12 protein-coding genes, 1 pseudogene and 1 riboswitch are annotated in these 13,796 nt (G+C 49.6%); of the genes and pseudogenes, 7 read left to right on the forward strand and 6 right to left on the reverse strand.

Features of this window, described 5'->3' with window-relative positions; translation table 11 throughout:
• A pseudogene (locus ACQ4MZ_RS06655) lies at window positions 1-1,773 on the reverse strand (gliding motility-associated C-terminal domain-containing protein); the annotation flags it as partial.
• A gap of 291 nt (window positions 1,774-2,064) precedes the next feature.
• Between ACQ4MZ_RS06655 and ACQ4MZ_RS06660 the strand changes: the two are divergent.
• From ACQ4MZ_RS06660 to ACQ4MZ_RS06675, 4 genes are all read left to right on the forward strand, one after another.
• Window positions 2,065-2,736 (forward strand): succinate dehydrogenase cytochrome b subunit, encoded by a 672-nt coding sequence (locus ACQ4MZ_RS06660; RefSeq protein ID WP_430843814.1) that lies wholly within the window; start codon window positions 2,065-2,067, stop codon window positions 2,734-2,736.
• A 49-nt stretch (window positions 2,737-2,785) separates the two neighbouring features.
• The gene (locus ACQ4MZ_RS06665; RefSeq protein ID WP_430843815.1) at window positions 2,786-4,774 is read left to right on the forward strand and encodes a fumarate reductase/succinate dehydrogenase flavoprotein subunit; all 1,989 of its coding nucleotides are present in this window, start codon (window positions 2,786-2,788) and stop codon (window positions 4,772-4,774) included.
• 76 nt (window positions 4,775-4,850) lie between these two features.
• Window positions 4,851-5,603: a succinate dehydrogenase/fumarate reductase iron-sulfur subunit gene (locus ACQ4MZ_RS06670; protein WP_430845342.1), complete on the forward strand. Its 753-nt coding sequence runs from the start codon at window positions 4,851-4,853 to the stop codon at window positions 5,601-5,603.
• Between the two features lie 126 nt (window positions 5,604-5,729).
• Window positions 5,730-6,317, forward strand: a complete 588-nt coding sequence (locus ACQ4MZ_RS06675) for a Uma2 family endonuclease (RefSeq protein WP_430843816.1) — start codon at window positions 5,730-5,732, stop codon at window positions 6,315-6,317.
• 72 nt (window positions 6,318-6,389) lie between these two features.
• Here the strand turns inward: ACQ4MZ_RS06675 and ACQ4MZ_RS06680 are convergent, their stop codons facing one another.
• The 4 genes from ACQ4MZ_RS06680 to ACQ4MZ_RS06695 all read right to left on the reverse strand — a co-directional run bounded on the left by ACQ4MZ_RS06680 (window position 6,390) and on the right by ACQ4MZ_RS06695 (window position 10,692).
• Window positions 6,390-7,013 (reverse strand): OmpH family outer membrane protein, encoded by a 624-nt coding sequence (locus ACQ4MZ_RS06680; protein WP_430843817.1) that lies wholly within the window; start codon window positions 7,011-7,013, stop codon window positions 6,390-6,392.
• A gap of 84 nt (window positions 7,014-7,097) precedes the next feature.
• Entirely contained in the window at window positions 7,098-7,463 is a 366-nt protein-coding gene (locus tag ACQ4MZ_RS06685; protein WP_430843818.1) for a hypothetical protein, read from the reverse strand.
• 3 nt (window positions 7,464-7,466) lie between these two features.
• Window positions 7,467-9,923, reverse strand: a complete 2,457-nt coding sequence (locus ACQ4MZ_RS06690) for a penicillin acylase family protein (protein ID WP_430843819.1) — start codon at window positions 9,921-9,923, stop codon at window positions 7,467-7,469.
• A gap of 37 nt (window positions 9,924-9,960) precedes the next feature.
• Window positions 9,961-10,692, reverse strand: coding sequence for a copper homeostasis protein CutC (locus tag ACQ4MZ_RS06695; RefSeq protein WP_430843820.1), 732 nt, complete (start codon window positions 10,690-10,692; stop codon window positions 9,961-9,963).
• A 191-nt stretch (window positions 10,693-10,883) separates the two neighbouring features.
• Between ACQ4MZ_RS06695 and ACQ4MZ_RS06700 the strand changes: the two genes are divergently transcribed.
• The 3 genes from ACQ4MZ_RS06700 to ACQ4MZ_RS06710 all read left to right on the forward strand — a co-directional run bounded on the left by ACQ4MZ_RS06700 (window position 10,884) and on the right by ACQ4MZ_RS06710 (window position 12,415).
• Entirely contained in the window at window positions 10,884-11,192 is a 309-nt protein-coding gene (locus tag ACQ4MZ_RS06700) for a helix-turn-helix domain-containing protein (protein ID WP_430843821.1), read from the forward strand.
• Between the two features lie 158 nt (window positions 11,193-11,350).
• A complete protein-coding gene (locus tag ACQ4MZ_RS06705) occupies window positions 11,351-11,572 on the forward strand; it encodes a DUF2795 domain-containing protein (protein WP_013927448.1) in 222 nt (73 codons plus the stop codon).
• Between the two features lie 189 nt (window positions 11,573-11,761).
• The gene (locus ACQ4MZ_RS06710) at window positions 11,762-12,415 is read left to right on the forward strand and encodes an AlbA family DNA-binding domain-containing protein (protein WP_430843822.1); all 654 of its coding nucleotides are present in this window, start codon (window positions 11,762-11,764) and stop codon (window positions 12,413-12,415) included.
• Here the strand turns inward: ACQ4MZ_RS06710 and ACQ4MZ_RS06715 are convergent.
• Entirely contained in the window at window positions 12,384-13,673 is a 1,290-nt protein-coding gene (locus ACQ4MZ_RS06715; protein ID WP_430843823.1) for a voltage-gated chloride channel family protein, read from the reverse strand. The genes ACQ4MZ_RS06710 and ACQ4MZ_RS06715 overlap by 32 nt on opposite strands.
• Before the next feature lie 30 nt (window positions 13,674-13,703).
• Window positions 13,704-13,768, reverse strand: a riboswitch (Fluoride riboswitch).
• Between the last annotated feature and the right edge of the window lie 28 nt (window positions 13,769-13,796).

Below are 13,796 nucleotides of genomic sequence, written 5' to 3' on the forward strand. Positions count from 1 at the left end.
CGGCGTGAGGTTGGTGTTGATGTCGGCAATTTTGGTGAAAGCGGTACCATTCTGTCCGGTGGCCCTGTACAGGCGGTACTGAGCAGGTAGTCCGGCTGCAGTAGCAGGTCTGATCCATTTGACGGTGATCTGTCCTCTGGTGGTGCTGGTGGAATCAACCGTTACATTGGTAATGACGGGCATGGCCAATGGGAGGTTGAGGCAATACTCGGCGGAAGCAAGGCTTTCCCCCCCGCCGATCAGGTAACCGGGGTCTGTGGGGCTGGCGCCTGGCCTTGGGAACAGGGCCACGATGCGGTAGGAATAGGAAACACCGGGGCGGAGTCCTTCGCCGCCATTGTTGTCCAGGAATGTGGTCTGGTTAATGTCCACCCTCCCGATTTCTTCATAACCCGAGCCGGCAGGAATGCCCGGACTACACACATCTTCTTGAAGGTCGGTACATTTTTCAGCACGGTAGATAGCAATTTTAGCGCCTGTGACCTGGCATTTATAAGCATCCCAGTTGAGACGGTAAGCGGTTCCGGTAGGATCGGACACGGCTGTGCCCCTCAATCCCGTAGGTTTCGGTCCGTAGACCCGGATATTGAATGACGTCATGTCGGCGAGCTTCCTGAATAGCGATGGATTTGGGTAAGTGGGAGGCGGGCCGTCTTCCACCTTGAACAGTACACCGTAAGGTCCCATCCGGATATGATCACAGGATGTCTGCCACAAGAATGTCCCGGTTACGCTGCTCTGGGCGCCTTGATTGGGTACAGTGAAAGTGGCCAGCGGAGGTTTTACTAATGTAGCATCATACGTACCGCTCGCGGATGTTAGCGTCAGCTTGTCACCGTTTTTATCGGTCTCTACGACCTTTTGGTTAATTAGCATACCTGCTTCGACGCAAATATCCTTTAACGGGGTCAAGACAGGCCGATCGTTTCGGGCGTCGTCGACGATGATTTGCATGTCACGGACGATCTGGCCTATCGGTACGCCGTCGCGCCATTCCTCCACAATGAATGCAATATTATAGTAGCCTTTGGTGACGGGTGCATCCCATGTGATGTCGCCGGTTACGGGGTTAAGGCTGAATGTCGCGGGCGTAGTACCAGATTCGGTCTGGCCGGGGGGCGTAACGGTGTTCGGGTCCTGATATTCGAGATCTATACCCATGCCATTAGATCCTCTTTGCTGAGGGACGCACATCCGGTAAGAAATGCTGTCGCCGTCGGCATCGAATGCGGCAGGATTATGGATGTACCGCTGGCCCACTGCCGCGAGGTCGATAGGAGCGTTACGGAGGACAGGCGTCCGATTCAAACCGAAAGCGGCATTGATTTCCAGGGTGGTACTAACATAAAAATTAAGGCTTTTAGTAGGCTTCGGCCCGATATTCAGTACATTCTCGTTGCGAGCATCTTCTTCGATCGAAATGCGGTAGGCACCTACCGATGGAAAGGTATAAATGGCGATGTAGACGTTTTGAGTGGTATTGTTGCCAATATTAACAATAGGGAGAATCCGGGGCGCATCAATGAACTTAGGGTCTCCGGTGCCCTTGTCGTTGTTGATGGTAAAAACGACCTTATTTTGCTGGTTGGCGGCATCTGATCCGCTAAGCATATCGAAATACGCCGTCAGTTTGATTTCGTAGGTGGGCGATGTGAGCGAGAGCCTTCTCGCCGTGATCTCCCCCGCCCGAAAGTGTGTGGCAAAAGCCTGGCCGAATGGCACTGTCAGCATCAGGAAAACAACCAAAATCCGGAAAAATAGAGGTTTGGGCATGGGTAGGTTCGTTGATCGTTTGGCTATGTACCAACTCAACGAAACACATGTTTGAAAATGTGTGCTATTCGGTTACAAAATAGTTGGGAAGAATGCCCTGAACCCTTCGGAATGAGGGGCTTGCTTTTTTAAAGACTAATCAGTCTAAATAATTCTTAATAATGATTATAAATAAACAGGGCGGTTTGCAAAAATGAAAGGGATTCTTTGCCTCGCTAACGTTTGTGATATACCTTTGAAAGGTTCTAAATATACCTCATTTTTTTGCACTAAAACCATTCGTTTTTGATTATGTCGTGGTTTTCACAAACGTTAACGAGCTCTATCGGTAAAAAACTTCTGATGGCTCTTACCGGACTTTTTCTGATTAGCTTTCTGGTTGTTCATGCCACCATCAATGCAATGATTTTTTATAATGATGGCGGAGAGACTTTCTCCCATTGGGGGCATTTCATGGGTACCAACCCGATTATACGTACGCTTGAAATAGGCCTTATTGCGGGCTTCATCATCCATATTGTTGATGGTTTGATGCTCTGGAAAAGTAACCGTGACGCCCGTCCGGTAAAGTATGCTGTCAACAACGCAGCAGCGAACAGCACCTGGTACTCACGCAGCATGGGCTTGCTCGGGACATTGCTTCTGATTTTCCTTGTGATCCACACCTCGCATTTCTGGATTCCTAACCGTTCCAACCAGTTTGCCACAGGCGAAGAACTGAACCTCTATCAGATGATGCTCGAAACATTCCAGAACCCGGTTGTGGTACTGATTTATGTACTCGGTTGCATTTCGCTTTTCTGGCATTTGCTCCACGGTTTCAAAAGTGCATTCCAATCGTTGGGTCTAAACCACGTGAAATACAATGGTGCGATCTCATTCATAGGAACTGCATTTTCCATCATCGTGCCGATCCTCTTCGCATTAATGCCGATCTCGATCTACCTCGGCTGGGTGAAGTAATCCCGATAGCGTCTCATTTCTAAATTTTCGATTAAATAATATTTGATATATGGCAACTTCATCTCGTCTGGATGCCAAAATACCACAAGGACCACTCGAAAGTAAATGGAGCAAATACCGCTCGTCCGTTCCGCTTGTCAACCCTGCGAACAAACGTAATCTCGAGATCATTGTCGTAGGGACCGGACTTGCCGGTGCTTCTGCCGCTGCTACGCTCGCCGAGCTCGGTTATAAAGTAAAAGCATTCTGTTTCCAGGATTCTCCACGCCGTGCGCACTCTATTGCCGCACAAGGAGGGATCAATGCAGCAAAAAACTACCAGAATGACGGTGACTCGGTTTACCGTCTTTTTTATGATACCATCAAAGGTGGTGACTACCGTGCGCGTGAGGCGAACGTACACCGCCTTGCCGAAGTTTCGGGGAACATTATCGACCAATGCGTAGCGGCGGGTGTGCCTTTCGCGCGTGAATACGGCGGTTTGCTTTCCAACCGTTCATTCGGTGGAACGCAGGTGCAGCGTACCTTCTACGCAGCGGGCCAAACTGGCCAGCAGCTGTTGCTCGGAGCCTATTCAGGTTTGCAGCGCCAGGTAGGTATGGGTACTGTAAAAATGTACAACCGCCACGAAATGCTCGACGTCGTGAATATCGATGGCAAATGCCGCGGTATTATTGCACGTAACCTGATCACAGGCGAGATCGAAAGACATGGTGGCCACGCGGTATTGCTTTGTACAGGTGGTTACGGAAACGTTTTTTACCTCTCTACCAATGCAATGGGCAGCAACGTGACCGCGGCATGGAAGGCCCACAAACGCGGTGCATTCTTCGGTAACCCTTGCTTTACCCAAATTCACCCTACGTGTATTCCCGTTTCGGGCGAGCACCAGTCGAAACTCACACTGATGTCGGAGTCGCTACGTAACGATGGACGTATCTGGGTCCCCAAGAAAAAGGACGATAACCGCCCGGGTAACGAAATTCCCGAAGACGAGCGTGATTACTACCTCGAACGCCGTTACCCTGCATTCGGTAACCTCGTACCGCGTGACATTGCTTCCCGTGCAGCGAAAGAGCGTTGTGACGCCGGTTACGGGGTGGGAGCCTCCAAATTGGCCGTTTACCTAGATTTCGCCGCGGCGGTTGAGCGTTACGGACGTGCGGAAGCCAACAAGAACAATATCCACAATGCCTCCGATGCGGATATCATCACCTGGGGTAAGGCAGTTGTGAAAGAAAAATATGGTAACCTCTTCGATATGTATAAGCAAATCACGGGTGAAGATCCGTACGAAGTGCCTATGCGTATTTATCCTGCGGTGCACTACACCATGGGCGGGCTTTGGGTTGACTACAACCTGATGACCACCGTTCCGGGCTTGTACTCGCTGGGAGAGGCCAACTTCTCCGACCACGGTGCCAACCGCCTCGGTGCTTCGGCATTGATGCAGGGTCTGGCCGATGGTTATTTCGTGATCCCTTACACCATCGGTGCTTACCTGGCGAGCGAAATCCGTACCGGAAAAATCTCTACCGACCACGAAGCATTCGTGAAAGCGGAAGCAGAGGTGAAAGAGCGCATCGACACGCTGCTGCGCATTCAGGGTAAAACTTCTCCCGAGCTTTTCCACCGCCGTTTGGGTAAGATCATGTGGGAAAAATGTGGTATGGCGCGTAATGCACAGGGCTTGAAAGAGGCGATCGAAGAAATCCGTCAGTTGAGAAAAGACTTCTGGTCGGATGTGAAAGTAATGGGTACTGCCAACTACTTCAACCCTGAACTCGACAAAGCGAACCGTGTTGCAGACTTTATCGAACTGGGCGAGCTGATGTGTATCGACGCTCTGAACCGCAATGAATCATGCGGTGGCCACTTCCGGGAAGAATACCAGACCGAAGAAGGCGAAGCATTGCGCGACGACGAAAACTATATGTACGTATCGGCCTGGGAACACAAGGGACCTGAGCAATGGGAGCTTCACAAAGAGGAACTCGTTTACGAAAACATTAAAATCGCTCAACGCAGCTACAAATAAGAAACCTCCGGTGGCAGGATTTATGCCACGCTAAAAAGTTGTATCAGAAATAAAGAATATAGGTATGGAAGGAAATATGAGGTTGTCTCTGAAAGTGTGGAGACAAAGCAATAAAGACGCAGCGGGAGGTTTCGAAGACTACAAGCTGGACAACGTTTCCCCCGATATGTCATTTCTTGAAATGTTCGATGTCCTCAATGAGCAGCTCATCGAAGAAGGAAAGGAACCTGTTGCATTCGACCACGACTGTCGCGAAGGCATTTGCGGGATGTGTTCGATGTATATCAATGGCCGTCCGCACGGGCCTCTGCGTGGGGTAACTACCTGCCAGCTGCACATGCGTTCGTTCAAAGACGGTGATACCATCGTGGTAGAGCCCTGGAGAGCACAGGCATTCCCGGTGATCAAGGACCTCGTGGTAGACCGTGACGCATTCGACCGCGTGATCTCTGCCGGTGGTTTCATTTCTGTCAACACGGGTAATGCGCAGGATGCTAACTCGCTTCCAATTGCGAAAGAGGCAGCGGACGACGCATTTGCAGCGGCGGCTTGCATCGGTTGCGGCGCTTGCGTAGCAGCTTGTAAAAATGCCTCTGCTATGCTTTTTGTATCTGCCAAAATCTCCCAGCTAGCATTGTTGCCGCAAGGACAGGCGGAACGCAGCATCCGCGCCGAGAAAATGGTCGCTCAAATGGACGCAGAAGGCTTCGGAGCCTGCACCAACACCGGTGCCTGCTCGGCAGAATGCCCCAAAGAAATCAGCCTCGAAAACATCGCCCGCATGAACCGTGAGTACATCGGCGCGAAGTTCTCTTCTTCGGCGGTTTAAAATATATTCAATGCAAAGCGCAGGGCAGTCGGATTTCCGGCTGCCCTGTTTTGTTTTTGAGAGGCATGGCCTGGATCTGTTAGTGTTTCAAAATGTTTATATTGCATTAGGTAAGGAAACAACAACATGGATACGATAGAATTGAGATACAAGCCCCTGCGTCTTGACGACGATGAATTCTATGAATTTTGCAGGGAGAATGATCAACTCAAAATAGAGAGGGATAGCGAGGGAACGATCTATATTATGTCGAATACCGGCGGAGTTACTGGAATGTTGAACTCGATCATTAACTATTGGTTGATGCATTGGCACCTTGCTGCGAATTTGGGATTTGTCTTCGATTCTTCTACCGCTTTTCGCCTACCCAATACTTCCGTCAGATCCCCAGACGTTGCATGGGTTTCAGCAGAACGGTGGGCGCGTTTGACTAAGGCGGAAAAAGTAAAATTCCCGCCAGTATGTCCTGATTTCGTGATAGAACTACTCTCGACAAATGATGATTTGAAAACAATTCAAAGGAAAGTGGAAACGGAATGGATTGGAAATGGTTGTAAGCTGGCCTGGCTCATTGATCCGTTTGAGGAAATGGTTTTCGTTTATCGAGCTAATGCGGATGTTGAGATTTTAAATGGTTTTAATCAGCAATTATCAGGAGAAAATGTGCTGCTAGGGTTTCAATTCGATTTGAATAAGCTGAAAATTTCATATTAATTTTACATTAAAAGAGCGAAGCAGACGATCCTCGGATCGTCTGCTTCGCTCTTTTATACAATTCAGGAAATACTACTTCTTCTTGGTAGTATCAGCCGGAGCGGCTGCTTTGCCTGAGTTTTTATATTCTTTGTTCAAACCGTCGATGATCTTCTGGGTCACGTCCAGGGATGGGTTTGCGAACAGAATGCCACCGCCCAGGGAGTAGCCGAGTACGTATTCGAACTGGTTTTCCTTGTTATATTTCTCGATGTAGGCACGGATGTTCTTATAAAGCTCTTCGTTCTTTTTAGCCTCTTCCTGGCCCAGTGCTTGCGCCGACTGATCGCGGTAAGCCATCAGATCTTGCTGCTTTTTCATGAGTTGAGCCTCGGTAGAACGAGCTTGCTCGGGAGTCATGGTAGCGGCGCGTTGCTGGAAGAAAGCTACTTCATTTTGCAATGAGCGTCCTTTGGTGGTCAGCTCGTTTTCAAGCTGGAAATTCTTATTTTCAAGCTCTTTTCTGGTGTCCTTGAAGAAGTCGTAGTTTTTCAGAAGAGAATCCACCTGAACGTAAACAGTGCGGCGGCCTGCCACTACTGCACCATCTGCGGCTGCACCGGTGTCTGACGATTTGCTTGAAAAATGAAGGAAGAATAACACCGCCACAGCAAGCGAAAGGACGACGTTCCAGATCAATGAAGTATTGTTGTTCACGTTTTTAAGGTTTATTGTTTTTGAACGAGCCGCAAAGATAATGATTTGTGTTTAAGTACAATGAATAAGGCCGGGGCGAGCGCTTTACGAAATAGGACCGGACACAGGTACAGGACGCCTTCGGAAGATCTGCCGTACCCAATATCCGGACAGCCCCGAAAAACCGCCCACAAGACCCCCTACAAGAGCCGTCACCAGCAAAAGGAGGATGCCATTCGGCAACATGAATATCTTCGCAACCCGGTCGGAGAGGGCGCCGTCGGAGATGAAATGCTGATAGTACCCGTAAAGCAGCCAGGGGACGGCAATGCCGCCGAAACCCGCCCAGAATGAGCCGGAAGGCCTGGATGGGCGCCATAGCACGATTACGAAAGGAACAATGGCGATTATCCACCATGGAGCGAATATTTGTAACAATGCCGAAAGAACGGCTATGATGAGGAAGTTCATAAGCTAACGTTTTTGCAATACAAGACTCGACGCCAGATGCGGCACTTTCTGATCGGGCGACGTGAGGAATATCAACTCATTGAGCTCTCCCTTCTCCCATTTTTTTAACAGATTAAGATAATAGGGACTGCCCGGATTGCCCGATTGACCTCCCGGATAAATACCGTAAGCGCGCGGTGTAGGTCCGAGTTCGACCACCATACGCCACGACGGCCCTTTACGTTTCGTCATCGCATTCACAATGCTGCTGCCGCCACCCGTCACCAATGGAGGCGCGTTGAATGGCTTGATGCTACGGCTCAAATGTCTTATTTCAGCTTCTTTCACTTTCGACCATTGCCATTCGGGACTCATTGTGCCTCTACGGACAGTAAGCGTGTCCAGTGATGCATTAAAGCTCTGGTAAACTATGTCGGGTAAGGTCTCCTTTTGAGGCGTGTTCACATTATCGAACCACTTTTCATTCGGCTGCTTCAAGATGAGGTACAATGTCCGGTCACGGGAGGGATATTCCATCGGAGCTTCGGAGGAAGCGAAATCGTCGTTCCAGATGGCCTGGCCCAGCAATGGGTACCAGGTTTCAAAGATCGACGCTGCAATGGATTCCGGGGAATTTTGGTAGTTCCAGTTCGAGAGCAGGATATGGGCTGCCTTTTGTTTGGGTGTTAATGAACGGGTCTCAAGAATGCTGAGCAACCTGGGCAGTAATGTACGTGCCAACACGCTGAAATTGTCATTTTGCAACATCCGGAGGCTGTCAGCATTGGCGTTGGTCATGGCTTGCAGGCGCTCGTTGATACGGATTCCCCGCTCGGAAGGCGCAAAACTCCAGTTGATATAATAAGGATAAGTGGTATCGGCAGACGACTGGTTGGCACTGCTTACAAAGTTTCTAGGCGGATTTTTTACGAACGGGTTCTGTTCGGCAGGTATCCAGCCGTGCCAGTCGTCAGCGGGTGAGGAGCCATCCAGCAGGAATTTGCCTTGTTCCTTATATTTCAACGGCATTTTCCCATTCACGGTAATGGCAATATTCTTCTCATTGTCCGCAAATACGAAGTTTTGTGCGGGGCCAACATAATGCGTCAAAGCCTTGCGATAATCGTCGTAAGTTTTGGCCTTATTGAGCTCGTAAAAGGTAATAAAGCTGTTCCCGGGCTCATGTCCGATCCATTTGATGGCAAGGTTGGGCAGATCCCCAAAGGTGCCGTCCGAATCGGTCACAGGTCCGTGATGGGTATAAATGATCTGCTCCCGGTAAGGTTTCAATTGGCCTTTTACGTGGATAATCTCCTCGCGTTTATGTGTAGGCTTCCATTGATTATCATGCCAATAGAAGTTCCGGTATTCATTTTTGAATTTGATTTTATACAAATCGAAAACATCGGCATCCACGTTGGTAACGCCCCATGCGACTCGTTCGTTGAAACCGATGATCACACTCGGAATACCCGGCAGTGAGACACCGTACACATTCATGTCCGGAGAATGCAGTTGCACCTGGTACCAGATCGACGGCAGGGATAGTTCCAGGTGTGGGTCGTTGGCGAGGATAGGATAGCCGGTAATGGATTTTTCGGCACCTATCGCCCAGTTGTTACTGCCGATTCCCTCTTCTTTGGGCCCCCTGGGAGGCAATGTGGTTAGAGATTTCGAGGACAGCAGGACGCTGTCGCCCGGTACCATTGGCGGAACAGCTTTTGGAATGGGAAGTTTAGGGAAATCCCAGGGAGTTCCGGAGGGGATAATCGGGCTTTCCTGCAACATGGGGTAGTCGGGAAAAAGCTGTGCGATGGTTTCCCGGCCGTACTTTTTCAACGCATTGGTCATGGCAAGCTCGTTGGAGCGCCCCGCGAGCGTGAGCGTCATCTGTTCGAGCATGTACATGGTGTTAATCGGCTTCCAGGGCTCCGGTTTGTATCCTAATAGTTTAAATTCAATAGGATAATCTTTCGGAGCGAGTTGCCGGATAAATGCATTGACACCCGCTGTGTAGCCGAGCAATGCCTCCCTCGACCGGGGATCGGTCATCGCCACTTTCAGGTTAGCCTCCGCGCCATAACCCATTCCCAGCCTGCGGCTCTGCTGGTCCAGAGAAAGTGTAGCGGGGCCAAGTATTTCCGAAAGCCGACCCGCCGCGGCGCGGGTTTGCAAATCCATTTGCCACAGCCGGTCTTTGGCGGTAATGTAGCCCTGCGCGTAAAAAAGGTCGAAGTCGTTTTTAGCAAAAATGTGCGGAACGCCCGAGTCGTCGAAACGGATCGTTACCTCGTCGCGCAGGCTGTCGAGTTGCAGGGTTACGCGTGTTTTGGGATCGATCACTTCCTCGCTGTTTTGCCATAGCCCGCAAAAAGGGCTCAGGAACGGCCCCAACGCGGGTGCAGGCGCCCACGGCTTATCCAGCACATACACGAGCCCGGCAGTGATTGCGATAAACAGAATTGCCTTTACGAACTTCATATAGAGGATGTTGGTGTGCTTTTATTGGAAAAAGGCATTATTCCGAAACGGCCTGCACCATGGCCTCGATCAGTTCGAGATCGGAGTACATGACCGACTTCTCATCCGGAATTTCGCCAGCCATGGAAATACCCTCGGGAAAGAATTTCTGCCGTGCTGGCCGGAATTTTTTAGCAGTTAAATGCAATGCATGCACGCCGGCAGCTTTGAGCTCGGCTGCATTGTTATGGTTTACCCCGCCGCCTGCCATAATCTCGATTTTACCATCGGCCTCTCTCGCGAGCTGACCGAGCAGTTCGACCGCCTGAATGGCCGAAGGTTTTTGACCGGAAGTAAGAATACGCTCCGCCCCGGTGGCGATAACATCCTTCAATGCCCTCATCGGATCGGGCGTGAGATCGAATGCACGGTGGAACGTTACTTTTAATGGTGCCGCGTAATCGACGAGGGCCTTGGTACGTGCCACGTCCACGTTGCCATCGGGCGTGAGAATGCCCAGTACTACGCCATTAGCACCCAGTTTTTTGGCCAGATCGATGTCTTTCCGCATGATTTCTTCTTCAAAAAAATCATAAACGAAATCCCCGCCACGCGGTCGTATCATCACATATAGCTGAATATCAACGTTTTTTCTTACGATTTCGATCAGTCCGGCGCTAGGCGTAGTACCGCCTTCTCCGAGCCCGCCGCATAGTTCAATCCTGCCCGCTCCACCGGCCTGCGCATTGATACAGGATTCCAGCGAGTAAGCGCAAATTTCAATGGTCATAATAGGATATTTGTAATGGTGAGGGAAATTAAGGGTTTTTCAGGGAGAGGGGAAATGTGGGGGGACAAACTTTGCATCGTGAGCAAAAAAATCCTTCATTTGATATAAAAACCTTACACACACATGTACCATTAGAGCAAATCAAAAGTGGGCTTCGTCCCATTAAATCAGAAGCGACTTACAGGGAATACTTGGGGATAATCGACGAGTTGGTAGATTGTGCTGAAAATAGTCCGGAGGAAGAGGTGCTCGAATTGGTGTCGATTCTGGTAGAGAATTACGAAGCAAAGCATTATCCGATCGAGGCACCCGATCCGTTGGAAGCGATCAAGATCAGAATGGAGGAGCAGGGTTTGAAGCGGAAGGACATGATCGACTATTTCGGCAGTGCCAGCAGGGTATCGGAAGTGCTCAACAAAAAGCGTCCGCTAACCCTCGAAATGATCCGCAAAATTCACAAGGGGCTAGGGATTTCAGCAGAGACTTTATTAGCGTTGTGAGTTTTAATTTGTTGATATTCAATTGTTTGTTAGTCCCCGGAAAATAAAATCTGCAACCAGGCAATTATTTTTCTTTTTTTTTGCTTTAAGCTTTTAAAAGATAGCAAATTTTTTACTTTTGCAGAAAAGTAAAGTAACCATTAATAGGCGAAAATATTATGTACTGGACTCTCGAACTCGCATCGTACCTTGAAGATGCTCCCTGGCCAGCTACCAAAGACGAGCTAATTGACTTTGCAATCAGAACAGGCGCTCCGTTAGAAGTAGTTGAAAACCTTCAGGAGCTTGAAGATGATGGGCAGCCTTATGAAAGCATTGAAGAGATTTGGCCCGACTATCCTACGAAAGACGATTTCTTTTTCAACGAAGACGAATACTAAATGCGAACGGCACTCTATCGGTGCCGTTTTTTTTATGATATATAGCCCGCTTTTTTACGTGACTCGCTCTCCATAGTTTTTTAAATCTGACAAAAGGAATGTAAATTGTTAGCGTTAACAAATGAGGAGGACGAGGTAAGTTACCGAAAGTGATTTAGTCATAACTCATAATTTATCCATTCCAACCCGATGGAGCTTCGATTGTTGAAAGAGCTGGTTAAGAAAGGTGAGGGGGAACATCTGGAATTCAAACTGAAGTCCAATCATCCCGAAAAGATCGTCCGCGAAGTGGTTGCTTTCGCAAATTCAGGCGGCGGTAAGCTGCTGGTCGGAGTGGGTGATGACAGGACCATCAAGGGCCTTAAAGATGCCGATGAGGATGAATACACGCTCTCTCGTGCCATCGACAAGTACATTTTCCCCAAAATCAGTTTCAAAAAAGAACGCGTGGCGATCACGCCCGACCGCGATGTGCTCGTGCTCACAATCCCGCGCAGTGTGGATAAGCCGCATTATGTGGTGGACGACACGGGTGCGCGCCAGGCGTACATCCGCGTGGAGGACAAATCCATCCAGGCCAGCCGCGAAATGAAGGAAATCATGCGCCGAGGGCGCGGTGAGCGCGACGTCAGTTTTCAATATGGCGAAAAAGAAGAAAAGCTGATGAAACTGCTCGACGAGAAGGAATCGGTGACGGTGGACCTGTTCGCGACGGTGGCCGGCATTCCCCGCAAAATCGCTTCCAATACCCTGGTGGTAATGGTGCTGGCGCGGATCCTGGAAGTGCATCCGCACGAAATGATCGACAAATTTACCATGTCGATGGCTTATCAGTCGAGCTAGTTTTGGGCCCACCGTAAACTTGCGAACGGTAAATGCTCGTGTGTCCTGACAGGAGATACGAGACCACGCAGGCTATCGCTACAAAAACGCCGCATTCGCTTCCGAATAGTTCGATGCCCATCAATATGCAGGCAAGCGGAGTATTGGTAGCGCCTGCAAACACGGCAACGAAGCCCATTCCGGCGAGTAATCCCGTCGGAAGCGGGATAAAGTAAGATAATGCATTGCCCAGCGTAGCGCCGATGAAGAACAGTGGTGTCACTTCGCCTCCTTTAAATCCCGCGCTAAGCGTTATGATGGTGAAAATGATTTTTAATGCAAAATCATACGGAGCCAGCTGTATTGTAAACGACTCCACGATCACCGGGATCCCCAGGCCGATATAACGTGTACCGATCAGCCATACGCCAGCAGAAACGATTAATCCGCCCACCACAGGTCGGAGCGGCGGATAAGCGATATGTTGTTTGAATTGCTGGGTGCAAAAATGAATGGTTTTGCTGAAAACGGCCGCTATGATGCCGAATGCAATACCGGCCACGATCGCGTAGATAATGTTGGCAAAGGACATTTCGGGAATAAGCGGAATGTGGTAATGCGTATGCTTTACCTGCCATGAGTCGGTGACGAGACTTGCGATGATCGCGGAAGCGAATGCGGGAAAAATAGCGTCGTATTTAAGCCGGCCTATTAAAAATACCTCCAACCCGAAAATGGCCCCGGCCAGAGGCGTACCGAAAACCGACCCAAACCCGGCACTGATAGCCGAGATAAGCAGGATTTTGCGATCATAGGCATTCAGCCTGCATAATTTGCTGAATTGCTCACCGATGGCCCCGGCCATTTGCAACGCCGTGCCTTCACGACCGGCTGATCCACCGAACAAATGCGTGGTAACCGTCCCCAGCAGCACAAAAGGCGCCATTCTGAAACGGATGAATTCCTTTGGGTCGTGAATCGTCTCAATGAGCAGGTTATTTCCCCGCTCGACTTCCTTACCGAAATAGTGATAAAGCAGACCGATCGCAAAGCCTGCGACAGGCAGCAACCAGATGATCCAGCCGTTCGCTTCGCGTGTTTGGGTGGCCCAATCCAACGAAACGAGGAAAAGAGCAGACGATGAACCGATTAATGCGCCGGTTATAGAGCAAATGACCAGCCATTTTGCAATGTATAATGTAGACGGAAACCGTTTGTTGAAGCGGGTAAACGGACTTAGAAATGACTGCGAGTTGCCGGATGACTTTTGATTGGACATAGTAATACCTGGTGATAATGAGCAATTTTCGTTATACCAGGCGCCATCAGCTTTTTAGGGCGGTTAAGTAGGAAGACACCATTTCCTTTTCTGCAAAACTAGCAAAAATCTTTTCCTGCAAAA

The organism is Dyadobacter sp. BHUBP1, assembly GCF_050587785.1.
GTDB lineage: Bacteria > Bacteroidota > Bacteroidia > Cytophagales > Spirosomataceae > Dyadobacter.

What these genes read in the sequence shown, in the direction of transcription:
- ACQ4MZ_RS06660 (WP_430843814.1), top strand. Translation starts at nt 2,065, where the DNA reads ATGTCGTGGTTTTCACAAACGTTAACGAGCTCTATCGGTAAAAAACTT.
- ACQ4MZ_RS06665 (WP_430843815.1), top strand. Translation starts at nt 2,786, where the DNA reads ATGGCAACTTCATCTCGTCTGGATGCCAAAATACCACAAGGACCACTC.
- ACQ4MZ_RS06670 (WP_430845342.1), top strand. Translation starts at nt 4,851, where the DNA reads ATGAGGTTGTCTCTGAAAGTGTGGAGACAAAGCAATAAAGACGCAGCG.
- ACQ4MZ_RS06675 (WP_430843816.1), top strand. Translation starts at nt 5,730, where the DNA reads ATGGATACGATAGAATTGAGATACAAGCCCCTGCGTCTTGACGACGAT.
- ACQ4MZ_RS06685 (WP_430843818.1), bottom strand. Translation starts at nt 7,463, where the DNA reads ATGAACTTCCTCATCATAGCCGTTCTTTCGGCATTGTTACAAATATTC.
- ACQ4MZ_RS06690 (WP_430843819.1), bottom strand. Translation starts at nt 9,923, where the DNA reads ATGAAGTTCGTAAAGGCAATTCTGTTTATCGCAATCACTGCCGGGCTC.
- ACQ4MZ_RS06695 (WP_430843820.1), bottom strand. Translation starts at nt 10,692, where the DNA reads ATGACCATTGAAATTTGCGCTTACTCGCTGGAATCCTGTATCAATGCG.
- ACQ4MZ_RS06705 (WP_013927448.1), top strand. Translation starts at nt 11,351, where the DNA reads ATGTACTGGACTCTCGAACTCGCATCGTACCTTGAAGATGCTCCCTGG.
- ACQ4MZ_RS06710 (WP_430843822.1), top strand. Translation starts at nt 11,762, where the DNA reads ATGGAGCTTCGATTGTTGAAAGAGCTGGTTAAGAAAGGTGAGGGGGAA.
- ACQ4MZ_RS06715 (WP_430843823.1), bottom strand. Translation starts at nt 13,673, where the DNA reads ATGTCCAATCAAAAGTCATCCGGCAACTCGCAGTCATTTCTAAGTCCG.